The 23,035-nt window shown below is 50.0% G+C and carries 25 protein-coding genes; 4 read left to right on the plus strand and 21 right to left on the minus strand.

Annotated features, from left to right (window positions below; translation table 11 throughout):
- Nucleotides 1-118: 118 nt before the first annotated feature.
- The 8 genes from PTW35_RS13510 to flgK all read right to left on the minus strand — a co-directional run bounded on the left by PTW35_RS13510 (nucleotide 119) and on the right by flgK (nucleotide 9,555).
- The gene (locus PTW35_RS13510; RefSeq protein WP_281025435.1) at nucleotides 119-1,558 is read right to left on the minus strand and encodes a sigma-54 dependent transcriptional regulator; all 1,440 of its coding nucleotides are present in this window, start codon (nucleotides 1,556-1,558) and stop codon (nucleotides 119-121) included.
- A gap of 272 nt (nucleotides 1,559-1,830) precedes the next feature.
- Entirely contained in the window at nucleotides 1,831-2,226 is a 396-nt protein-coding gene (gene fliS, locus PTW35_RS13515) for a flagellar export chaperone FliS (RefSeq protein WP_281025436.1), read from the minus strand.
- Nucleotides 2,227-2,235: 9 nt separating this feature from the next.
- Nucleotides 2,236-2,532 (minus strand): flagellar biosynthesis protein FliS, encoded by a 297-nt coding sequence (locus PTW35_RS13520; protein WP_281025437.1) that lies wholly within the window; start codon nucleotides 2,530-2,532, stop codon nucleotides 2,236-2,238.
- Nucleotides 2,533-2,541: 9 nt separating this feature from the next.
- Nucleotides 2,542-3,948 (minus strand): flagellar filament capping protein FliD, encoded by a 1,407-nt coding sequence (gene fliD / locus PTW35_RS13525; protein ID WP_281025438.1) that lies wholly within the window; start codon nucleotides 3,946-3,948, stop codon nucleotides 2,542-2,544.
- Between the two features lie 78 nt (nucleotides 3,949-4,026).
- Nucleotides 4,027-4,446, minus strand: coding sequence for a flagellar protein FlaG (locus PTW35_RS13530; protein WP_281025439.1), 420 nt, complete (start codon nucleotides 4,444-4,446; stop codon nucleotides 4,027-4,029).
- A 79-nt stretch (nucleotides 4,447-4,525) separates the two neighbouring features.
- Nucleotides 4,526-6,004, minus strand: a complete 1,479-nt coding sequence (locus PTW35_RS13535; protein WP_281025440.1) for a flagellin — start codon at nucleotides 6,002-6,004, stop codon at nucleotides 4,526-4,528.
- A 339-nt stretch (nucleotides 6,005-6,343) separates the two neighbouring features.
- Nucleotides 6,344-7,564, minus strand: coding sequence for a flagellar hook-associated protein FlgL (gene flgL / locus PTW35_RS13540; protein WP_281025441.1), 1,221 nt, complete (start codon nucleotides 7,562-7,564; stop codon nucleotides 6,344-6,346).
- 14 nt (nucleotides 7,565-7,578) lie between these two features.
- Nucleotides 7,579-9,555, minus strand: a complete 1,977-nt coding sequence (flgK, locus tag PTW35_RS13545; protein WP_281025442.1) for a flagellar hook-associated protein FlgK — start codon at nucleotides 9,553-9,555, stop codon at nucleotides 7,579-7,581.
- A 669-nt stretch (nucleotides 9,556-10,224) separates the two neighbouring features.
- Between flgK and PTW35_RS13550 the strand changes: the two genes are divergently transcribed.
- Nucleotides 10,225-10,407 (plus strand): flagellar hook protein, encoded by a 183-nt coding sequence (locus PTW35_RS13550; protein WP_281025443.1) that lies wholly within the window; start codon nucleotides 10,225-10,227, stop codon nucleotides 10,405-10,407.
- Between the two features lie 20 nt (nucleotides 10,408-10,427).
- On the opposite strand, the gene flgJ is transcribed toward PTW35_RS13550, so the two are convergent.
- From flgJ to PTW35_RS13605, 11 genes are all read right to left on the minus strand, one after another.
- A complete protein-coding gene (gene flgJ, locus PTW35_RS13555; RefSeq protein ID WP_281025444.1) occupies nucleotides 10,428-11,513 on the minus strand; it encodes a flagellar assembly peptidoglycan hydrolase FlgJ in 1,086 nt (361 codons plus the stop codon).
- Between the two features lie 14 nt (nucleotides 11,514-11,527).
- Nucleotides 11,528-12,646, minus strand: coding sequence for a flagellar basal body P-ring protein FlgI (locus PTW35_RS13560; protein WP_281025445.1), 1,119 nt, complete (start codon nucleotides 12,644-12,646; stop codon nucleotides 11,528-11,530).
- Between the two features lie 3 nt (nucleotides 12,647-12,649).
- Nucleotides 12,650-13,429 (minus strand): flagellar basal body L-ring protein FlgH, encoded by a 780-nt coding sequence (locus tag PTW35_RS13565; protein ID WP_281025446.1) that lies wholly within the window; start codon nucleotides 13,427-13,429, stop codon nucleotides 12,650-12,652.
- Nucleotides 13,430-13,442: 13 nt separating this feature from the next.
- The gene (flgG, locus tag PTW35_RS13570; protein ID WP_281025447.1) at nucleotides 13,443-14,231 is read right to left on the minus strand and encodes a flagellar basal-body rod protein FlgG; all 789 of its coding nucleotides are present in this window, start codon (nucleotides 14,229-14,231) and stop codon (nucleotides 13,443-13,445) included.
- A gap of 17 nt (nucleotides 14,232-14,248) precedes the next feature.
- Entirely contained in the window at nucleotides 14,249-15,001 is a 753-nt protein-coding gene (gene flgF / locus PTW35_RS13575) for a flagellar basal-body rod protein FlgF (protein ID WP_281025448.1), read from the minus strand.
- A 258-nt stretch (nucleotides 15,002-15,259) separates the two neighbouring features.
- On the minus strand, nucleotides 15,260-16,570 hold the full coding sequence (flgE, locus tag PTW35_RS13580; RefSeq protein ID WP_281025449.1) for a flagellar hook protein FlgE: 1,311 nt from the start codon (nucleotides 16,568-16,570) through the stop codon (nucleotides 15,260-15,262).
- 6 nt (nucleotides 16,571-16,576) lie between these two features.
- Nucleotides 16,577-17,302: a flagellar hook assembly protein FlgD gene (locus PTW35_RS13585; RefSeq protein ID WP_281025450.1), complete on the minus strand. Its 726-nt coding sequence runs from the start codon at nucleotides 17,300-17,302 to the stop codon at nucleotides 16,577-16,579.
- A gap of 18 nt (nucleotides 17,303-17,320) precedes the next feature.
- Nucleotides 17,321-17,737, minus strand: coding sequence for a flagellar basal body rod protein FlgC (flgC, locus tag PTW35_RS13590; protein WP_281025451.1), 417 nt, complete (start codon nucleotides 17,735-17,737; stop codon nucleotides 17,321-17,323).
- Between the two features lie 3 nt (nucleotides 17,738-17,740).
- Nucleotides 17,741-18,136, minus strand: a complete 396-nt coding sequence (gene flgB, locus PTW35_RS13595) for a flagellar basal body rod protein FlgB (RefSeq protein ID WP_039460683.1) — start codon at nucleotides 18,134-18,136, stop codon at nucleotides 17,741-17,743.
- A 176-nt stretch (nucleotides 18,137-18,312) separates the two neighbouring features.
- Nucleotides 18,313-19,143, minus strand: a complete 831-nt coding sequence (locus tag PTW35_RS13600; protein ID WP_281025452.1) for a protein-glutamate O-methyltransferase — start codon at nucleotides 19,141-19,143, stop codon at nucleotides 18,313-18,315.
- Nucleotides 19,144-19,181: 38 nt separating this feature from the next.
- Nucleotides 19,182-20,099 carry a chemotaxis protein CheV gene (locus tag PTW35_RS13605; protein ID WP_281025453.1) on the minus strand — a complete coding sequence of 306 codons (918 nt, stop codon included), beginning with the start codon at nucleotides 20,097-20,099 and terminating at the stop codon, nucleotides 19,182-19,184.
- A 163-nt stretch (nucleotides 20,100-20,262) separates the two neighbouring features.
- Here PTW35_RS13605 and flgA point away from each other — a divergent pair, with 163 nt between their 5' ends.
- The 3 genes from flgA (at nucleotide 20,263) to flgN (ending at nucleotide 21,858) form a co-directional block, all read left to right on the plus strand.
- On the plus strand, nucleotides 20,263-20,997 hold the full coding sequence (flgA, locus tag PTW35_RS13610; RefSeq protein WP_281025454.1) for a flagellar basal body P-ring formation chaperone FlgA: 735 nt from the start codon (nucleotides 20,263-20,265) through the stop codon (nucleotides 20,995-20,997).
- A gap of 103 nt (nucleotides 20,998-21,100) precedes the next feature.
- Nucleotides 21,101-21,412 (plus strand): flagellar biosynthesis anti-sigma factor FlgM, encoded by a 312-nt coding sequence (gene flgM / locus PTW35_RS13615; RefSeq protein WP_281025455.1) that lies wholly within the window; start codon nucleotides 21,101-21,103, stop codon nucleotides 21,410-21,412.
- A 17-nt stretch (nucleotides 21,413-21,429) separates the two neighbouring features.
- Nucleotides 21,430-21,858, plus strand: a complete 429-nt coding sequence (gene flgN / locus PTW35_RS13620) for a flagellar export chaperone FlgN (RefSeq protein ID WP_281025456.1) — start codon at nucleotides 21,430-21,432, stop codon at nucleotides 21,856-21,858.
- Between the two features lie 39 nt (nucleotides 21,859-21,897).
- Here flgN and PTW35_RS13625 read toward each other — a convergent pair whose 3' ends face one another.
- Together PTW35_RS13625 and PTW35_RS13630 are read right to left on the minus strand one after the other, a co-directional pair.
- Nucleotides 21,898-22,323 (minus strand): LPP20 family lipoprotein, encoded by a 426-nt coding sequence (locus PTW35_RS13625; protein WP_281025457.1) that lies wholly within the window; start codon nucleotides 22,321-22,323, stop codon nucleotides 21,898-21,900.
- Between the two features lie 8 nt (nucleotides 22,324-22,331).
- Nucleotides 22,332-22,967, minus strand: a complete 636-nt coding sequence (locus PTW35_RS13630) for a FlgO family outer membrane protein (protein WP_281025458.1) — start codon at nucleotides 22,965-22,967, stop codon at nucleotides 22,332-22,334.
- Nucleotides 22,968-23,035 lie beyond the last annotated feature (68 nt).

A 23,035-nucleotide genomic window follows, 5' to 3' on the forward strand; every position in this document is an offset into this window, starting at 1 on the left:
AAAACGAGTAATGCATGAATAGTGCCAAAATTATATCTTTATTATCAGCACTTTATCTACAAGAAGGGATATAAAAAGGCGCCAATATATTGGCGCCAGAAAGAAGATAGTGTTTTGACTAGCGACTTAAGCCATATTTGCGCATTTTTTCAACCAGTGTGGTTCGGCGCATACCCAGCATATCTGCGGCTCGGGCCACGACTCCACCTTGCGCCTCCAGTGCCTGGCTGATCATGTCTACTTCCAGCTCGGCCAGCATTTCCTTCAAGTTCACCCCTTCAGGCGGCAAATCACTGTGACTCTGTGTATTGTCGAGTTCCGATGCTTGGCTGCTGAACATATCGGCCAAGGCCAATCTTTCATGATCATCAACCGACATAAAGCTCTCTTCCGGCTGGAATTCAGGGAACTGGCTATAGCGGTACTTCATCGGCAGGTGGCTGATATCCACCATTTCGCCCGGATAAAGAATGATCAAACGCTCAACCAAGTTCGCCAACTCCCGGATATTGCCCGGCCAGTCGTGCTCCATCAACGAGGTCACGGCTCGCGGGGTAAAGTGGATCGGTTTTGCGCCCTGGGCTTCCATCCGCGCCAACAGCTCCTGCAGCAACAATGGAATATCTTCCATTCGCTCGCGCAGTGCCGGCATCTCGATTGGGAACACATTCAACCGGTAGTAGAGATCCTCGCGGAACTTCTCTTCGGCAATCATCGATTCAAGATCGCGGTGCGTCGCCGCCACGATGCGTACATCGGCTTTGATGGTCTCGCTGCCACCCACACGCTCGAAGCAACGCTCCTGCAGCACACGCAGCAGCTTCACCTGCATCGACATAGGCATATCGCCAATCTCGTCAAGGAACAGGGTGCCGCCTTCAGCCAGCTCAAAACGGCCCTTACGCGCCGATACCGCACCGGTAAACGCGCCTTTCTCATGGCCGAACAATTCGCTTTCCAACAAGTCCGGCGGGATTGCGCCACAGTTGACCGGAACAAACGGCCCTTTGCCGCGCGTCGAATGATAATGGATATTGCGCGCAACCACTTCTTTGCCGGTACCCGACTCGCCAAAGATCAGCACACTGGCATCGGTCGCAGCAACCTGCTCCATCAAATGGCGGATCTGGCTGATCGCTTCACTGCGGCCAACCATGCTGCGGAACAGGGTGTTTTTACGGCCGAAAGTGGGCATCTGGAAAGTTTGCTTGCCCAGGAACTCTTTGCAGTGGCGGAAGGCATCCATCAACTGGCCATAGTGCAATGGCTTATCGAGGTTGCCTACATAGTTGGACAATGCCGCGAGCTCGTTTTCATGATCGCCCATCGAGATCACCGGGATATGGTGATGGGTACGCAGGAAGTTCAGCAGTGTGCTGAGTGACTGGCTAGAAGAGATCTTACCGAGTAAACACGCGCCCCACTCTTTTTCCCAGTGCGAACTGTTAACCTCTTGAGACGAATAGGCCTCATATTGCTCACCGATAAAGGTAAGGATCACGCTTAAATCATGGCGATGCTGTTGGTCATCATCAATAACGAGGGTATGAACTTGCATAGAAAAGAGTTTGCCTGCCTACTTAAGAGTTATTTCGTGCTGGCATTATCGACATTCATATTAAAAATTATGAAAAGAACTGCGTAATGCGACGAGAAACCACTTCAAATCTAATCTGACCATTGTAATTAAAGTACAGAATAAGGCAACCAACGGGGGGCAAAAGCTGTGAAGCTATCCCAATGAAAAGCAAGCTTGAGATAGCTTTGGGGTAAAAAACCCGGTAAAAAGCAGAGCAAAAACTTCACAATAACATTGTGAAGTTTCTCCTATTATTCTGCCAGGTGGTGGTACTCAGCAGGAATTTGCTCCCACGCTGACTTGATTTCACGCAGTAAATCTACCACCTCGGTGAAGTTGTCCGGCTTGTTATTAGAGCTACCGTCAATAACATGGCGCATCATAAAATCGTACAAACTATCGAGGTTGGTCGCAATTTCACCGCCATCTTCCATCGATAGGCTGTCGCGCAATGTACCGATGATCGCCAGCGCTTTAGACACTCGCTCCCCTTTCATTGCCACATTGCCCATTTCCATTGCCGCCTTGGCCTGGATCAAACGCTCGATGGCACCACCAAGCAGCATCAACACCACACGGTGCGGCGACGCACTGGCCAACTGAGAATTAACTGACACTTGTTTATATGCCTGAAGTGAACCACGCATAATTCTTTCCTATTTATTTTGATACATTTGATAGACAGAGACAGACTTCTTGCCTTGCTTGGCGGTCAATAACTTCTGTCTAATTCGGGCTTTATTCTGTTCAAGAAGCGCTTTTAGATCGCGGGTCCGCTGCTGGACATCCTCAAAGGTCTCCCGGCTCAGCGTCTCCCGGTCTGCCAGGATCATCTTGACCCGCTCATGCCTTGCCGCAACGAGTTGCTCGAGCTGCTCGGGAAAATCATCTGGATACTCATCGAGTGCGAGAAGGGCTTCGATCTGCTTCTCTAAAACGGTTAATTCTTTCATGCTTCAACCTTAGAACACCAGCAAGCTCATCATAGTATTCAGTTCATTGTTCATTTTGTAGATGGCGGCATCCATGGCCGACAATTGTTTGTAGGTTCGCTCTTCGTAAGCTTTCATCCGCTCATTTAGCGTAACCATATCATCGTCAAGCCGCTTTTGCTGCTCTTTGAGGCTGTCTTCCCGGCTGGTAATCGAGCCCTCGCGGCCAACAAAACCATCGAGTAAATCATCGGCTTTTTTCAGAAACCCTTCATCGCCGTTAAAGAAGCGACCAAAGTTGACAAAGTTTTCATCCAATTGATCATTAAGGATTTCATCATCGACCTCAAGCTTGCCGTATCTGTCGGTCGTTACACCAAACTCGGATAACAGATAACTTCTGCCGTTGACTTCGACGGGTTCGTTAAGCAAGTTACGCATCTGCCCTAGGAGCGAACGTGAAATACTGTCACCAACTAACGGACCGCCACTCTCTTCTTCTACATTGTATTTTGACTGAGAGTCAACCATTTCAAATAAGCTATTGTAAGCCTCGACAAACTCATCAATCGCGGTCTTAGGCTTACCGGTGTCATTTTCTATCTCGATGATGGCATTTTTAACATCAATATCATCGGTGTCATTACCCGTACCATAAGTACCGGTAATTTTTTTTGCATTGAAGGTGACCCCATCAATTGCATCGGTAAAGGTATTCGTCGCATTGGTCACGGTAGAGAAGCCGTCAATCACAATGATTGCGTCCTTGGCTTCTTGCATTTCCATCATATTCGGGTTGCCGGTAATATTATCTGGATCAAAGTCCAAATCGCCCAAATCCCCAGTAGCCCCTGACGCATCGATACTGATCTTGTTTTCTTCACCCGTTTTGGTACTGGAAAATACCAACTTGGCACCCGTATCATCGGTGATGATAGTCGCTGTAATTCCAGGATTATCATCAGCATCGTTAATCGCCTGCGCGACGTCTTTTAGGCTACTCTTATTTGAAGAGATATTGAGAGTCATTGAGTTGCTACCTACCCCAATGACCAAATCGCCAGAACCCAAACTGGCATCGGGATCAGCCGTCAAACTGGTACTGGCAACTTTATGGCTTTCTGCCAGTTGCTTGACCTCAACGGAATAGCGGCCATTTTGTGCATTACTCTCGACACTGACATCTAAGTAGCCAGACTCTGAGGAAGAGGCTGATTTGCTGGTAAAAGCTTCATCTTCATCAAAAGACTCGAGCAAATCCTGCAGTGAACTTGCCGAGGATTTCACCAGGCCATAGGCACTCAGGCTGGCATCAACTTTCGACTTTTCGTTGGTGATCCGGATTTCTTTCGGCGTACGCTCAGCCGCAACTAGTTGTTGGGTCATTCCCGCAACATCCAAGCCAGAGCCTAAACCGCCTACCGATAAACCTGCCATGTGAAACCTCTACCCCATTCAGTCGTTGTGACTTGACGCTTATTGCGGATACGGAACTAATGCAAAAAACAAGCCAAGTTAGATTTTCTCTTGAAATGAACTCACGGAATATTTAGCCAAATTTTCATTTAGCTCCAATAACTCCTGTGCCGGGATCTGCCGGATCAGATCACCACTGGTTTTGTCATAGATGTAGACGACCTGCTCGCCGTGCTCGTCGTCATATTCAAACTTAAGCTCACGGTTAATACGCTTTGACAAAGCTTCAATCTGCTCCCGGTGAAATTCATTGAGTTCATCTGCTGAAGGCTCACTCATCAGTCGAGATGAATCAGCTTTTTCTGTTTGATTAACCGCGGACTTAAACGGCAACTCTGTTTTGGCAGCATCAGTTGGCTTTGAGCTACCTAATTTACTTGGGGAAAGGTTCAGCTTTGCTTTTGCGGAGAAAGCTGAATTAAGAGAAGAAGCTGAGGGGTTATCTGATAATTTATCCATGATAATCACTTCTCCTTAATGTTTACAAAAAGTGAATAGAGGCATGGCTACGCAGCCATGCCTCTTTTCATTTAATGAATTACAGTAGGCTCAATGCTGCCTGTGGATTCATTTTCGCCTGGGCAAGAATCGAAGTAGACGCCTGTTGTAGGATCTGGTTCTTAGTCAGGTCTGTGGTTTCTTTTGCAAAGTCAACGTCTTTGATACGGCTGTTTGACGCATTTACGTTTTCGTTGATGTTCGAAAGGTTGTTCAGGGTGTGGTTCATTCGGTTTTGGAATGCACCAAGGTCGGCACGCTGATCATCAATTTGAGCGATTGCTGAGTCAATGGTATCAATTGCGCTCTGGGCACCATTTGCTGTTGAAATATCAATAGAGTCCACTGAGTTTAATGACTTAGCTTCAGAGCCTGTAGTAATCGCGTTAGCTGGCGTACCTTCAGATGTTGTAATTTCCAAACGATCACTATCTTTAATACTTGTCTGGACTTCAACTTTACCAGTTAAAATTTGTTCGGCAGCACCAGTTACAATAGTCGCAGTATCACCACCAGTCGTTGTCATATCAGAGTTCAACTCAGTAAGTCCCAAACTAAAGTTAGTCAAAGTACCAGTTGCTTCAATATGGATATCATCTCCTTTATCAGAAACAATATCGAGTGTACCGTCATCATTAGCAACAGCTCTGAGTCCAGTATCTTTACTATCTGCATTTATTCGGTCTGCTAGGTCAGTAATTTCACTGCCTGTTGGCATTGAATAGCTTTTCACACCTGAACCGGAGTCAATATCAATGGTATTGTCTCCTGCAGGATCTAATGTCAAACTATCAAGCCTAACACCAGTAAACGCCTCTGCAGTAACACCAGTATCAGAAGAAACATTATTGATGGCTTCAGCAATATCACCTGCAGTTGCATTTGCAGATACATTGACATCTTTTTGACCACTAGCACCTGTAATCGTTAGATCCTGGTCAGTGACAGCATTAGCAGCACCTTGCACAAAAGCACCAATAGCCGCTCCACCAAGTTCCATAGTAGAGTTACCTAATGAAGTTGACCTAACATCAGACAATGATAAATCAACTGTTTCATTAGCATTAGAACCAACTTGGAAAGCTTGGGTGCCGTACGAGCCATCAAGCAAATTCTGGCCACCAAACGTTGTGGTTTCAGCAATACGTGTTAATTCTTCTTGCAGTGCACCAACTTCTTTCTGCAGTGCAGCACGGTCATCATCAGAGTTCGAGCCGTTAGCGGCCTGTAGAGACAGGTCACGCATACGCTGCATGATGTTGGTTGACTCCTGCATTGCACCTTCAGCAGTCTGTGCAATCGAGATACCGTCGTTGGCGTTACGCATTGCTACGTTAAGGCCGTTGCTCTGGCTGGTTAGACGGTTAGAGATTTGCAGACCCGCCGCATCATCTTTCGCACTGTTGATACGCAAACCAGAAGACAAACGCTCCATGCTGCTGCTTACGTTGTTAGTGGCATTACCTAGGTGACGCTGGGCCGTCATCGCTGAAACGTTAGTATTTACGGTAACAGACATATTTCGCTCCTTGTTGAGTTACAACCCAGCCTATAAGCGGGGGGTAAATATCTATTTTTGTTTAAGTACTTCTATTAACGGCACAAGCAAAAATACCTTTAGGAATTTTTTTAAAAAAATTTCAGAGTGGGTCTGTGGGTCTGTGGGTCTGTGGGTCTGTGGGTCTGTGGGTCTGCAATAAGACTCTACGAGCTACACTTCCCAGTCAAACTCTAACTTTATATGCCATGTATCGCCGCAAACTGTCCCATAGGGCCATAGCACCGCTCTTCACTCCACAGTACCGGTGATTTTAAAGCGGCAAAACTCTGCCGCTTTAATCCCGAAAGGAGAGGAAAATTATAAGTAGTTAAACAAACTGAGCTGCTTGGTTTGGTTGAAGGCAGCCTGGGAGGCCTGCAGGGCCAGCATGTCTTCGTTGAGTTCAATGATTGCCTTGCTGTAGTCCAGATCTTCCAAGCTTCCCTTGGCCTTGTTGAGACTCAATTCGAAATCTTGATGCTGAGCCTCATAGGTTTCGAGGGTTTTCAAGCCAGTGCCGACTTCTGCCCGACGTTGGTTCATGTGGACATAAGCCGAGTTTAGCTCTTCAATGGAACGTTGCAGGCTCGCCCTAGCCTCAGGAGAAGCCGAATCAAATTCTGAGTACTTAATGACATCATTCATGGTCTGGAACAAATCAATGGTGTCAGTTTTGTCAAAGGAAACACTATCACCTGGTTTTATCTCACCATCGAACTTAAGATCGAGATTTGCCTCCGAGCCCGGTGTTGTGTCGACAAACTGGATACCAACACTAGGATCATAGGCGGAAGGGCCGTAAGGCGTACCATCCCGAATCAAAACATAGTTTAGGCCACCAGCACCATCGTCTTGAAAATCTACTTCATAAATAGAATTATCACCGGACTCACTGTTGGTCGCTGACAACAGCGACAAACCCGACTCACTCTGAAGCCCTTTATAGTCGGGACGATAATCCCCGAAAGGATTATCGATTTCCATGAATACCTGGCTGCCGGGCTGGCTCGTTTGAACATGAACCGATGTATCTATGCGTGCTTCACGATAACCAGCATCCCCCATGTAAACCACTTCACCCAAAGAGTTTTCAACAAAAGGTTGAGTCGAGGACTGGTTTCCGGCAAACACATAATTGCCGCCTTCATCCTGGGTATTGGCAAGGTTCAGCAGGCCCTCATACAAACTTTCCAACTCATTTTTAAAAGCGGTCTTGTCATCGCCAGCCATTGCACCATTGATCATGCCGATCACTTTCTGCTTGGAGCTATCAATGTGGCTTTCCACATTCTTGAGGGAGGTTTCAAGGGTGCCCAAACGGTTATTGGCTAGAGTGATAGATTTTTGAAACTGTTCGATTTGTACCAGTTGCTGTTTATAGTTTTGGGTCGACACCGAGGCAATCGGATCGTCTCCGGCGGTTTTGATACGCTTACCCGTGGCCAGTTGCTCATTGGTGTTGTTTACCGCCCCTTGCTTGCGCATAAGGTTAGAAGTCAGGTTCTGATACTGGGAAAAGGTAGATACACGATTGATCATAATGCCTCCTATCCTTAAACAGCACGCAACAGCGTATCAAAGGTTTCGCGGGCCACGCTCATAATGCGAGAGGAAGCCATATACGCTTGCTGGAACTTCATCAGGTTTGCCGCCTCCTCATCCAAGTTGACACCGGACACACTGGACACCCGCTCACTGGCGGCGTCAAAATCCAGTTGGCTGATCTGGCCAAACTTCTCAGCATTCATTTTCTGGATACCGACATCGGTGGTCAGTGTCTGGAACAAATCAATGACGCTAGAGCGGCCGTTGTTCATGGTTTTCTCTGTTTGCAGGTGCTGAATTTCCAGCAAATTGCTGTTGTCCCCTTCTGCAGGCTTTGCCCCCAAAGTTACCGTAAAGCTGTCATTGGCCGCCGCACCACTGCTAAGTGCCAACGTTGGCACCGGAGTGTTCGGGGCACCCTCAAAGTGGATAACACCATTGGTTACTGGATAAGCAATACTTGTGCTGGGCGGCAATGCATTGCCCTGAGCGTCATAACCAATCAAGCTGATCGGGTTATCCTGATCATCCAGCACTGATAGTGCATCGCCGGTCCCATTAATCTCAACCCGAAATGTGCCACTAACTTGTGCTGACGGTAACGGCTCTAGTTGTGCTGTACCTTGGTTTGCCTCCGCTGCCATTACTACCCGCTGGGCGGCAATATCTGATGCTTCTGTGGCATTCATGGTCATCTGCGCGCCGCCAAGCCTTACAGGACGGATGGTAAAGGTTTCATCAGACGGGGCCGCTGATAAATTATTAACGTTGATTTGCATACCATCCACCTGCAGTACTTGCGGGTCAGTTGCTGCAATGGTTTGGTTCAAGACTTCTTCGCCTTTGGCATTAAACATCTGATAGCTATTGGTTATCCCATCAGTGTTCGCCTTTAACTGGTAATCACCCACTTGAAGTTTGGAGACATCATCAATGGCTACGGTCATATCGGCACTACTGCCCATCGGTTTAAGCACCCGCTGCTGCATCGCAATCGGATCATTGATATCGGCAAACATGTTCTTGCCCTGCTCACCTTTCAAATCCAAGCCCTGGCGCTGGATGGTATTCACCTGCCCGGCAAAACCGATAGCCATTCGCCCGACTTCATCGATGCTGCGCTCGACAACATCACGGCGAAAGCCAATCATGGCGCCAAGAATACCGCCCATATTATCGGCATCCAGCGGGGTGGCATTGTGGCCATCATCTACCGCGATTTGTGTCTGTAGCGGGTCGGGCTCACCCGGTATCACTGTAAGGCGAGATGATTCTGTGCCCGACACAAGAGTTTGCCCATCACCGATGATCACCGTATTCGCCAGGTTATCTTTACCCTTGAGTACAGTCACTTTGGTGTGCTGCGCCAGTTCATTGACCAAGCTCTGCTGCTGGTCAAACAAATCATTTTTCTCCCCTGCCGGATTTTCCTGAATACGCTTATTCAAAGTGGCAATTTCTTGCCCCAGGCTATTTACCCGATCAACTGTTGCAACTAGCTGATCATTTACATCCCGTTGCATACCGGCAAGGGTATCGTATGTGCTATTGACGGTTTGGCTGACAAGAGCGGCATTTTCCAATACCGCTTTGCGTGAGCCAAGATCGTTGGGATGATCAGCAAGGCTTTTCACTGAATCGTAGTAGTCGTTCATGCTGGAGATGGTCTTGCTGGCATTGTTGGAAATGAACTCATCCATCACAGCTAGCTGGGCATGGCTTTCATTGGCTTGGTGGAGTTGGGTAGTCGACTGGGTTAGCTCTCTTGCAGCAAACTGATCGTAAGCTCGACGGACATTATCGATATAAGCGCCCGTGCCATACTGGCTACCACCAATCCAGTGTGCATCATCTGCTTTCTGTTCTGCACTCTGGCGGCTGTATCCAGGCGTATTGACGTTACTGATATTGTGGCTGGTCACATTCAGTTGTTTCTGAGAGGTTCTCAGCCCACTCATACCAATATTGAGCAAATCTAACGCCATGTACTTAATCTCCAGCCATTACCAGCAGCAATCACTATCATTGCTTCGACAAGGATAACAATGCAAATTTTAGGCCAAGTCAAGGACACAGCGAGTTAACGCCTTTATCATTCCAGCTATAATAATCAAGACATCAAACTTCCTGACAGGCTTCCTGATATTGTTAGATATATCCCCGCCAACCACATAAAGCCTTTTCAACTTTAAGCGCTCCTTTCTCTGCAAACTTATTACAGGAAAACTATCGAAGTAATATTTTCAGTATTCCATACTTTTAAATATTAAATTTTTCAGAATCTAGCCTGAAAATCGACTATTTAGGGATATGAAAGAAAGTGTTCGATCCGTTTATTCATTCACACCTGTTCATTGACGCATAATTAGCCATTTTTTTGGCTAGGTAAAATCATCAACTTTCCTAAAAAACAAAAAAATCAAACTAAACCATTGATTTAAAATAAATATAAATAAATGCGGGCGCTTAGCCTTTATAAAATAATGATAATTTTTTAGCAAAAAACAAAGCAACGCACATAACAGCAACATCACCACCACCAAGTGATAACCAGATCTAACATTTATAATTTATTTAGATTTACACTAGATAAACAGTATAACTTGTATATATAATAAATATAAATTGACACGCACAATTCATAGGCAGGGTGTATGAATATTGGTATTGCAACATTGCTGGGTTATGCCATCAAGGAGATCATTGCACCTGTGGTGCTTGATAATATTCGTGAAGGAAACCAGGAAAAGGTAGAGACCAACGAAATTAAGTCGGCGCTGTCTGAGAGTGAGGATACGCTGAAGATTATCTCTTCAATTGTAGATATTTTTGTCTAACCTATTTTTGATAGGCTCAATTACTGTTCTTGCTCCATCAAATCACTCACCTGCTCGTATACCCGCATGACCTTCTCACTGTACCTCGGATCAGTCGCATAGCCAGCCTTGTGGATCTCATTGATAAAAGCTTTCGGATCTTGGGTATTTTCCAAAGCCACTGAGTATCTAGGATTCTGCTTCAAAAACTGTGCGTAGTCATTGAAGCTGGCGTCAAAAGAATCATAAGAACGAAACGCCGCGCGCTCTTGGACGGCAATACCCTGATGATACTCCAAGGTTTGTGTCGTTACTCGCTCCCCTTTCCAGCTCGGATCAGCCTTGATATTAAATAAGTTGTTGCTGTTACCGGCCGCATTGCTGATCACTTTTTTGCCCCACCCCGTTTCCAAGGCAGCCTGGGCTATCAGTACCGCGGGATCAACACCCAAGACACCGGCAGTACGGCGCGCATAGGGTGCCATATGGGAAACAAATGCTTGCGGCGTATCGAAACTTTGCGGCTGAGGTGATGGCTGAACCAGACCAGGCGTATTCGGGCCGGAGGCACCATTGGCCGCGGTACGCTGGGCGATCGCCTTGTTGGCTATCTGGATGATTTCCTCTTCACTCATCGCAGACTGTGCAGGCGCATTGCTGGCTGGCAACGACAGGCTTGAGTTGCTCACCGTACGGTTATCCGCACCGACGTCTTGCCGCTCGAAGGGCAGGAAATTGCCGCCCCTGTCCAGCTCAACAAAGTGCGGCTCTTTGGCCAGCGTACCATCACTCTGCTGAACAGTGCTGTCCTCTTGGTGGGCGCCGAGCTGCTGGACAATCATATCGGCCAGTCCGAGCGAGTTGCTGCGGCTCAGTTCACTGGCCATCTGCTCGTCATGCATCTGCTCAAAAAATTTGGCGTTGCGGCTGCTCATCAAGTCCGACTCGAACGCAGAGTTGGCCTCGCGCATCGATTTGAATATCATCTGGGTAAAGATGGCCTCAAACTGCTCGGCGGCGGCTCGCAGGCTGGCCTGCTCTCCCTCTTTTCCCGTTTTCACCCCTGCACGCAAGCGATCAAGGCTTGAGATATCGAGGATAAAACTGGTGTCGGTCGGACTTTTCACCTTGCCTGCTCCCGTTAGATAATGATCAGCTGGCCTTCAATCGCACCAGCTTGTTTCAATGCCTGCAGAATCGCCATCAGATCTGACGGTGCCGCGCCAACCTGATTCACAGCCCGAACCAGATCATCGAGTGTCACGCCCGGTTCGAACAAAAACATCCGCGAATCTTCTTCGGTCACCGTGATCTCACTATTGGGCACCACCACCGTTTGCCCTCCGGAGAACGCGTTCGGCTGGCTGGCCGACAGGTTTTCCTTGATGGACACCGTCATACCGCCATGGGTAATGGCGGCAGGCTTCAAACGAACATGCTGGCCAATAACAATGGTGCCGGTACGCGAGTTGACAATGATCCTCGCCCCCGAATCTGCCGTTTCGAATTCAACATTCTCAATGGTGGAAAGAAAAGCCACCCGCTGGCTGACATCACGCGGGGCGCGCACGCGAACCGATGTAGCATCCATTGCCGAGGCCACATCGGGGCCCAGAAAGTTGTTAATCGCATCCACCATATTCTGCGCCGTTGAGAAATCCGGCTCGAACAGGTTGAAGGTCAGGAAATCACCGCGGCCGAACGGGTTGGGGACTTCCTGCTCGACAATCGCCCCGGAAGGGATCGTGCCGACAGTCGGGGTGTTGCTGACAATCTGCGAACCATCCGCACCATCGGCGGTGAAGCCCCCAACCACCAAACTGCCCTGCGCAACCGCATAAATATTGCCGTCCAAGCCTTTGAGGAAGGTTTGCAGCAGGGTACCGCCACGCAGGCTCTTTGCCGAGCCTACCGAAGAAACGGTCACATCAATCTGCTGGCCCTGCTTGGAGAAAGGCGGCAAGGTCGCATGCACCGCTACCGCAGCCACATTTCGGGTCCGAAAGCGCTCGCCTTCCGGAATGTTAATGCCAAAATTATTCAGCATGGCGCGAAAGCTTTGCTCGGTATAGTACGCCGATGACGACTCGCCGGTTCCCGGCAGGCCAACCACCAGGCCGTAGCCGACCAACTGGTTATCCCTGACCCCCGCCACGGCAGCAACATCTTTGATCCTTGCCGCGTACGCCTGCGGTGAGACGGCAGGCAATACGGAGAGTACCAACAAACCAAATAACAGTGATTGGGTTAACTTTTTCATGCATTACATCGCCGCATTGAAGAATCGGGCAAACCAACTCGGGGTTTGGGTGTCCTGACGATCGCCGGTCGCCGAATATTGGATGCGCGCATTGGAAATCCGCGTCGACGGGATCGAGTTCTCTGAGTCGATATCATCAGGGCGGATCGTACCGCTCACCCGGATGTATTCATCGCCGCTGTTGAGAGTCAGCCACTTCTCGCCGCGTACCAGCAAATTGCCGTTAGGCAGCACTTCGATCACTTCCACCGAGATGGAGCCGGAGAAGCTGTTGCTTTGATCCGACGACAGGCTACCGGAGAATTTGTTGTCGTTGGTCATGGCATAAGACAGATCATAGCTGCCAATATTGACCGGACGACCACCCAGCATGATCGGCTGCATGTTCATATCGGTCGACTTGCCCAAGTCCGAGCTGGCACTCTTCCTGGCCTGGGTATTTTCTTCCAGCAGCACGGTGACAATATCGCCAAGGCCGGTCGGGCGGGAATCGTTGTATAGCCCCATAGAGCTGGTACTGCTAAACAGTGAACCGGTTGAGGTTGCGTAATGTTCCGGCTTTTCCGGCGGACGGACCGAAGACCAGTTCGGATCGCCCTGCACCGCATCTTCCCGCGTCCGGACCAGACCGATGATGCCATCACTTTGCTCGGTCGAGCCTTCAACCGCATCGACATCACTGACCGCGCTATCGAGATCAGAGCCGGTATCAAAATCCTGCGCACAACCCGAGATTATCGCCACCAACAGTGTCACCCTCAGTACCGGCCAATACTTACCCATACCCTACTCCCTGTTATAGCTGCTGGTTAACGTAGCTCAGCATCTGATCCACGGTCGAGATCACTTTGGAGTTCATCTCGTAAACCCGCTGCGCCTCAATCATGTTGACCAACTCTTCGGTCACATTGACGTTGGACGTTTCCAGCATCGACTGGCGGACGCTACCAAAGCCGTCAAGGCCTGGGATCCCTTCCTGCGGATCACCGCTTGCGCCTGTTGGCAGGTAAAGGTTCTGGCCAATCGGCTCCAAGCCGCCTGGATTGATGAAGTTAGTCAGGTTGATCTGGCCCAGTACCTGGTTTTCCTGCTGATCGCGAATACGGGCGGACACCTCGCCGTCGGTACCAACAGTAATGGCCACGGCGTTATCAGGTACCACAATTTCAGGCTCCAGCACATACCCCGCCCCCGACGTCACAATCTGGCCTTGGTTACTGACCGTAAACTGGCCGTTTCGGGTATAGCCGATGTTGCCGTCAGGCAGCATGACCTGGAAGAAACCGTCCCCCTCGACCATCATGTCGAGGGCATTGTTCGTGGTTTGGGTATTGCCCTGGGTAAAGACTTTCTGGGTGGCAACCACTTTGGCGCCGGCACCAAGCATCAGGCCTGACGGCAAGGTGGTATCCTGGGTTGCCTGGCCACCGGGCTGGTTGATGTTCTGATAGAACAAGTCTTCAAATACCGGGCGGCTTTTCTTGAAACCCACCGTCGAGGCGTTAGCTAGGTTATTGGAAACCGTTGAGATATTGGTTTGCTGGGCATCAAGGCCAGTCTTACTAACCCAAAGAGCTGGATGCATTCGTTAACTCCTCGCTATTATCCGATTCGCATTAATGATGAAGACGCTTTATCCATGTCTTCTGCGGTTTTCATCAATTTGACTTGCATTTCAAAGTGGCGCTGAAGGTCAATCATGCTGACCATCTCACCAACAGCATTGACGTTGCTGCCTTCCAGAGCGCCGCTGAGCAAGGTTACCCCCGCGTCGGCTTCAAGCCCCTGAGGATTGGGGGTCGTTGGCTTGAACAGGCCATCGACATCCTTGTATAAATCGTTGTTGTTAGGGTTAACCAGTTTGATCCGGTTAATGACCACCATGGCTTCCGGCGGCGCCCCCTGCGGCAAGATGCTGACTGAGCCATCTTTCTGAATTTCAATTTTGTTGATTGGGAGCGGTACGAAGATCGGGGCATCGGCATCGCCCAAAATAAGCTGACCATTGCTGTTTTGCAGCATGCCCATTTCATCGATCTTCAAGTGACCGGCGCGGGTGTAGGCTTCTTGGCCAGATGCATCTTGAACTGCCAGCCAACCGTTACCTTCGACAGCGACATCCATGGCACGACCGGTCATTTTGACCGAGCCCTGCTCGAAGTTGTTGCCCGGACGCTCGGTCATGGCAAAGACCCGGGTCGGCAACCCTTCGCCATAGGCCTGCATACTTCTCGCCTGCTGCAGATCAGCGCGAAAACCCGTGGTATTGACGTTTGCCAAGTTGTTGGCCGCAACCTGCATGCCGTACATATCTTGTTTGGCGCCACTCATGGCAAGAAATAATGCGCGATCCATCTGTCCGTCCCCTATATCGATAGCATTCTGAATGCAAAAAGCATACCACCATATAAAACACAGCTAGGTAACTGATTTTAAAAGACTCAAAGCAAAAAGGAGAGATTATAGAGCGTAGAGAGGAAAAGTGTTGCCGCTTAACTGACGTTCATGGTCAAGAAACAAACAAATACATATAAGGAAAGATATCCTATGTCAAAAAACCGACGCAAGCCCATAACAACCGCGGTTATGGGCTTGTCGTCTTGCACAGAACAATTAGCGGATTTGCAAGATGTTCTGCTGCAGCTGGTTATTCACATCCAAGGCACGCGAGCTGGCCTGGAAGTTACGCTGCGCGGTGATCAAGTCGACCAGCTCCTGGGTCATATCGATGTTCGACTGCTCCAGGGTACCGTTCTTGATCGAGCCAAATGAACCTTGTGACGCATCGCCCCACACGGCCGCGCCCGAATCTTGGGTCACATTCCACAAGGTACCACCAAGCTGGGCGAGGCCTTGCTCATTAGCAACACGGGCCATGGCCACACGGCCAATCACCTTGTCCTTGCCGTTAGAGTACGAGGCCAGAATGTTGCCATCGGAATCGATATCAACATTGGACAGGTAGCCTGTGGTTGCGCCGTCTTCATCTTCCAGCTTGCGAATTTCAAACGGTGACGCATACTGGGTCGGCTCGTCATAGTTAAAAATCAGGTTCTGGGAACCATCAGCACCGCCAAGCTGAATACCCGCCGTTTGGAAGTCCACGGTCTGGAAAGATGGTGGATTGGTCACCAGTTGGCCTCCCGCATCAAACTGCAGAGTATGGCCTAAATGGCCGCTACCGTTATCAACACCCTGCGCAACATCGAGGGCTTTTTCACCGCCGCTGTCACTCACGGTGTAATAGACTTGCCACGTATTCTCTGGAGCACCAGGCTGACTGTCATCTTGCTTAACGTAGTACGCAGACATCTTCAGCGGATTCCCCAAAGAGTCGTAAATCGTCGAAGAGGTCGATTTGTTATAGGAATCCGGGTCATTGAAATCGAACGGTGTGATCTTCGGCGTCTCTTCGCCGCTCGGCAGGTTCATCGCGATATTAATGTTCTTCGACATGTTCGGCTGGCCGAACGTATCGTCAATCGACATCGGCTTTGGCTCGTAGGAAGCGACCGTATTGGTATCTTGGTTCACTTCATAGCCAAGCAGGTAATTATTGTCGGAGTTTACAATCTCGTTGTTATTGTTGAGGTGGAAAGCACCGTTACGGGTCAGGTTGTTGTTCGCCGGCTCGGCCTTGTTCGGTGCGACCGCAAAGAAACCGGTCCCCGAGACACGCAAATCCAGCGGGTTATTGGTGTAAATGCTCGAGCCTTCGTGGAATTGCTGGGCCACCGTTGCCGTTTGCACACCACCACCGGTAGTGGTCTTCGAGTTCGAGAAGATGGAGTTCGAATACACATCAGCAAACTCGGCGCGCGACTCTTTGAAGCCGTAGGTATTGGCATTCGCAATGTTGTTACTGGTAGTGTTGAGATCTTTTTGGGCCGCACCCAGGCCACTCAAGGCAATATTCATGCTCATAGTTGATTATCCTTTCGCTTGTGCTTTTCCGACCTGAAGTACATCAGCCAAATTGAATTGTTTGTCGAGACCTGCCAGATTCAGCAATACCTGGCCGTCTGCCTGCCCCATCACCACGCTGTTGACGTTGGCATGGGTGAAAACGTCGTAGTTCTGTGTTTCGCCGCCGACAAGGCCCGATACCCGGATAGTGTATTGCCCCTCCGGCATCATCTTGCCCTGCTCGTTCTTGCCGTCCCACTCGATATCGTGATCACCGGCCCCTTTCGCGCCCAGGTTGATGGTACGAACCAGTTCGCCCTGCGGCGTTTCGACCCGCATCATGGCCTGATCGAGCGAGTTAGTCAGACGGACACGACCACTTAGTCCGCCCTCGGCGAGTTTCATACCGGTCGAACTTGGCACCAGTACATCCTGCCCCACCAATGTCGAGGCCTGCAGCGCCTGGTTAGATGTCATCGCGGTGTTGAGCAAGCCAAACTGCTCGTTCATCTGGTTGATGCCATCGACCGTGGCAAACGAAGCCATCTGGGCAATCATTTTGTCGTTGCCGACCGGTTCGAACGGATCCTGCTGCGATAACTGCTTGGTCAGCAGGGAAAGGAAATCTTCTTGCTTTAGCTGGTTCTGGCCTGTTGTTTTCTGCTCTTCCAGAACCTTCTTTTCCTGCATCGACTTTAGCTGGTCGAGGTAAGAGAGGTTGTTAGAACCCGCACCGTTGATACTGCTCATTGCCGTTACTCCCTACCTTTACTTGCCCATCTGCAATGTTTTCATCAGCATCTGCTTGCTTGCATCTGCCACCTGCACATTGTTCTGGTATGAACGCGATGCCGAAATCATGTTGGCCATCTCTTCCATCACATTGACATTCGGCTTGTAGATATATCCTTCTGCGTTGGCCATCGGGTGATCAGGGTTGTACTCCGCACTCAATGGTTTTTCGCTCTCGACAATTGCCCTGACCTGCACCGGGACACTCTCACTGCGCCGGTAACTGGCATTCTGCAGCTCGGCGGCAAACACCGGATGCCGGGCCTTGTAGGTCTCCTCTGCCGAGCTACTGACGCTGTTGGCATTGGCAAGGTTACTGGAAGTGGTATTGAGACGCACCGACTCAGCACTCATCGCCGATCCCGATACGTTGAAAATATTAAACAAGCTCATTTATTAATCCCCTTTCAGTGCCTTGCTCAGGTTTTTGAATTTTGCCCCGAGAAAATCCAGTGATGCCTGATACTCAATCGAGTTTTGCATAAACAAGTTCTGCTCGAGTTGGGCATCAACGGTATTGCCGTCGCCAGTGTCCGGCTGGGTTGGCACGCGGTACTTTTGCTCGCCCATGACCTGTGTGGAGGCAGAAATATGCCGACCATCGGTGCGGCTGAGGCCAACTTTTGCCCCCGAGGTTGCCGCATTGAGAGCCCGCTGAAAGTCGATATCTTTCGCCTTGTACCCCGGCGTATTGGCATTGGCTAGGTTGCTAGCCAGTGTTTCCGCCCGCTTGGCACGGACGCCAACGGTATGCTGGTGAACACCTAATGCTTTATCAAAAGAAATGGACATGCCTGCCTCCAAAATTCGTTATCGAAACAGAAGCAAAGGCTGTGCCAAAAATGTAAATGGGGAGAAATTAGGGGGGGTGGCAAGGGGGGCGTTAGCTGGGTCCCTCGCTTACCTGCTAGGATCTAGGGCCTAGGATATGCGCTTCCTAGGCCCTAAGGCTAAAGGGTTGTTCGCCCTTACTTGAGCTTGTAGATAATGCCCGGGTTACAGCGGATCATTTCGAACCTATCGGTCAAACCAGTCAGCGACTCCGATGCCCCAAGCAGCAGGTAGCCCCCCGGATTGAGGCTTGCCGCCATTTGGTTGAGAACCTTCGCCTTCATCTCGGGCGAGAAGTAAATCAGCACATTGCGACAGAAGATAACATCAAACTTGCCCAGCAGGGCATAGCTGTCTTTTAGGTTTTGCGGCCGGAAGTTAACCATCCGCTTGACCTTGTCATTCACTTTCAGGCGGCCGTCGCCATTATCTTCGAAGAACATCCGGCGGCGTTCCATCGACAGCCCCCGGCTGAGAGCCAGGTTGTCGTAAGCACCGGTGCGGCAGGTCTCCAGCATGGTCTGCGAAATGTCCGTCGCCGTGATTTGCACCGGGTTTGCCAACATCCCCGGCCGGCGGTTCTGGGTTTCCAATACGGTCATGGCAATGGAATATGGCTCCTGACCCGATGAGCTGGCCGACGACCAGATTTTGATCGGCCGCTTGTTGGCCGCCAACTCCGGCAAGATACGCTCGGCCAACACGGTGTAAGGGTAGGTATCGCGGAACCACAACGTCTCGTTGGTTGTCATGGCATCGACCGCGGCGACCCGCAATTCCCGATTGCGACCGGCAATCACTACCTGCAACAATTGAGATAGCGACGCTAAAGAAAATTGGCTAACTAAGGGGCTGAGCCGGCTTCTTACCAAGTACTGTTTGCTGTCACCCAGGACAATGCCGCACTGGGCTTCCAGGAAGCGGCAAAATTCACGGTATTCCTGATCGTTTATCGTTATAGCTGTCATCTACTACTCTGGTATGGTTATTCTGTACTCGAGCATGCTTATTGTGGCATTGCCGCTTTTACTGCCGCACCAAGTTCGTCAGGATTAAATTTAGGGATAAAGGCATTCGCGCCGACACGCTCAACCATGGCTTGGTTGAACACCCCGCTCAGGGAGGTATGCAGGATCACATGCAAGTCTTTTAGCTTTGGATCGTTGCGAATTTCTGCCGTCAGGGTGTAACCATCCATTTCCGGCATCTCGATATCAGAAATCACCAAAGCCAGTTGCTGATAGATATCCCCTTCCTGGGCCATTTCGCGCAGCTTGATAATGGCTTCTTTGCCGTCTTTGACCAACACGCATTCACAGCCGATCGATTCTATTGCCCGCTGCACCTGCTTGCGCGCGACACTGGAATCGTCAGCGACCAAGACCCGACGTACCGCAGGTAGATCTTCAATCAGCTCTTCGAGCACCGTCCCGGTGATATTGGTGTTGACCGGAGAAATCTCGTCGAGGATTTTCTCGACATCCAGAATTTCAACCAGCTCATTATCAATCTCGGTAACTGCCGTCAGGTAGTTAGCCTTCCCTGCCCCTTTCGGCGGCGGAAGGATTGACTCCCAGTTCATGTTGATAATACGTTCAACGGAGGAGACCAAGAATCCCTGAATCGAGCGGTTGAATTCAGAAATAATGACAAAACAATTATCGAGATCTTCGATAGGGCGGCCACCTGTTGCCAGGCTCATATCAATGACAGAAATCGTCTGCCCTCGGATATGGGCAATCCCCTTCACCAACGGATGCAAGTTAGGCATCGTGGTCAGTTTCGGACACTGGAGGACTTCCTTGACTTTAAATACGTTGATCCCATAACGTTGACGTCGATTGAGCCTGAATGTTAGCAACTCTAGCCTGTTTTGACCAACCAGCTGGGTACGTTGATTCACCGAATCTAATATCCCCGACATATTAAGACGTCTCCTTGTTGTTTGTTTTTATAATTTGATACGTGTTTACTAGAGAAACAAGTGGTTAAATCACATATCATAGCAAGTTAAAGCTGCTCTACTGAAACACCAGCGCTAAGGCACAGTATCCCATTGTGACTGGCGACATTAAAGAGATAATTACGTGCTTAGCAACTCGCTTAACATTCACCTAATTAGTTTTATCGGCCTTGTGGTATTTTTCTTTAACGGCATTAGTCACGCTGCAGCGGATCAAACGCCTGCCAGCCCCGCCCCCGTCAGTATGGCGCCAGAAGCGATCAGCCAAGCCGCCCAGGATCATGTCACCGCATTGACCAACGAGGCAAACGGCACCTTTACGATTTCTGCCCCGAGTCTCGACAACCGACTTCGCCTGCCGCAATGCCCTGAGCCCCTCACGGCGGATATTCCCAACCAGGGCTCGCTCAGCGGCACCGTTTCTGTGTTAGTTCGCTGCGAAGCGTTAAACTGGCAAATCTACGTGCCGGTTCGGGTCCAACAAGTGCTCGAGCGGGTTGTCGCCAAGGCCCCCCTCCCCCGCGGGACAGTCATTACCGGTGCCGATATCGCTGTCGAGCAGGTCGAACTGCGGCGCCAGCGCGGGGCCTCGTTTGCCAATCCCGAGCAGCTGATCGGCTCGAAGGTAAAACGACCTGTCAGGCTAGGAGAGATCATCCTGGCCAGCGATATCTGTCTGGTATGCCGGAATGATGCGGTACTCATCAAGGCCGGCAATGACGGGCTTTCGATTATCACTGAGGGCACGGCGCTATCGGACGGCTCACTGGGCGAGCAGATCCGAGTGCAGAACAACCGCTCGAAAAAGGTTATAACCGGTGTGGTCAGTGCAGTCGGCGAGGTCACGGTTAGGTACTAGTTCGAAATTACCGAAATTTTACGTACAATACCTTAAAGGTTTTGCTATCGTTGCCGATAATACAGTAGCTATAGAGCCAAACTGCACGTTCAAGGAGTTTCTAATGCCTACTATCAATAACATACGCACAAACCAGCCGATGACCTCGGGTGGCCAGATTTCCAATAACGAAGCTGGCAAAAGCAAACCGTCCACCGAAGCCAAAGCAACCAGTACCGAGTCTGACTCCGTATCCCTGAGCAGCCAAGGCCAATCTGTGGGCCAGATCCACCAGCAACTTGCGACAGAAGAAGTCTTTGACGCTGGAAAGGTGAACGCGATCAAAGAAGCGATAGCCAATGGCTCCTACGTCATTGATGCCGACAAATTAGCGGCTAACATGATCAAGCTAGAAGACGAACTAAAAGGCCTTTAGGAAACGAGTGAGAGAGTATGTCTACGTCTATAGAGCAACTTCTTGAACAGCAACAGGCAAACCTGACCTCTCTCACGGCATTGCTCGCGCACGAGCAACAAGCCATTGTCGCACGCCAGTCGGAGCACATTCTTGAGTGCGCCCAGAAAAAGTCAGCATTGATTGATAATATCAAGCTTGTCGACCACCAGCTTGCGGTGCACCCTGAGCAATCTAGGTTGGCCGAAGGTGGCGATCTGGCCGCGAAAGTGGCCTCATTGAGGGAGATGGCTGACGACTGCAAGTCCACCAATGACGTCAACGGCGAGGCCCTGATGCGTGCCCAGCTGAGTTTCCACAAACTCAATAACCTGCTGCAGCAGAGCCGTGGCAAGCACCAAATGACCTATACCAGCGAAGGCATGACCCAGAACACTCGTACTCTGGGTACAGATCTTAAAGCGTAAGAAGACTGTCCCTTGCTTCTACGCTGATTCCAATTCCATTTAGAACATCACTTCCTGGCTCTGGGGAACCGGATAAATTTCCACACTTCCCTGCAGACGCTCCATCTTGTTGAGATCCAGCTGCATCTCAGTCACATAATTGTCGCCAACCGGGTAGCTACGGATCACTTCTGCGCCGCGGATACTGCCATCGACGGAGCTATCATTGCTCTCGTAATTTAACTGCTGGTCATCCATCGCTGAACGGGCGGAGATCCGGATACCGTAAACCTGCTCGGTCAATTCACGGTAGGCGTCAAGCTTTGATGCCCGCATAGCACGCATTCGCTTCTCTTCCTCACTGCTCCCCGGCTGCTCGCTGATCGAGGCATAGCCAACCGCGGTCAAAATGTCGGAGTTACGCACCTCAACCAAAGGCTGACATCCGACAAGGAAAGATAACACCAACAGGCACCAATAACGCATTTTCACTCCTAAGGCTTAATTACTACTGTATTTCGATCGTGGGACAGGGTCTCATCTCGGATGATCCAGCCATTATCCATACGCATTCTATTGAGGCTATCGAGATCACGGCCGATCCGTTCTGCTGGCAGGAATCCTTGCGCCGAGGCTATCACCACCCGCGAGCGAATACCAATTATACGGGCATTGATCAACACGCCTGCTGACTGGCGCAGCATGGTTCCTGCCAATACGTAGTCTACCGGTTGCTCGGCGGAAAGCTTCTGCCAATCACGGCTGAGCGCAAAGTCGCCATCCGGCGTTACCTTGATCCCGCCAGTAATCTTGTAGTCAACCACAGTAAAACCACGCTGCTGCATCTGGTAAATCAAACTCTCCGACACCGCATTGCCCAGCCAATTCGTCTCATCCATATTTTGCAGGTCAACAAATGAAGTCACAGCCAATGGAGTGCGGGCCGTCAGATACTGATTTGACTCAACCAGCTTGTTAGCCATTCCCTCGATGAAGAAATCCATGGTATGCCGCGGCATCTCATCCAAGCTATGTCGACTACCGGTATAAGGCTCTTTACCGTTATAAATGGGAGAATAGGCACACGATGTTACCAACATTGCCATCAATACAATTACCCATTTTTTCATAATTTACAGCTCCAATTGAAAAGAGACTTCAGACCCATAGCTTGTTATCGTAGCTTCAAACAAAAACT

The sequence above is a fragment of the Photobacterium sp. DA100 genome (genome assembly GCF_029223585.1).
Classification (GTDB): domain Bacteria; phylum Pseudomonadota; class Gammaproteobacteria; order Enterobacterales; family Vibrionaceae; genus Photobacterium.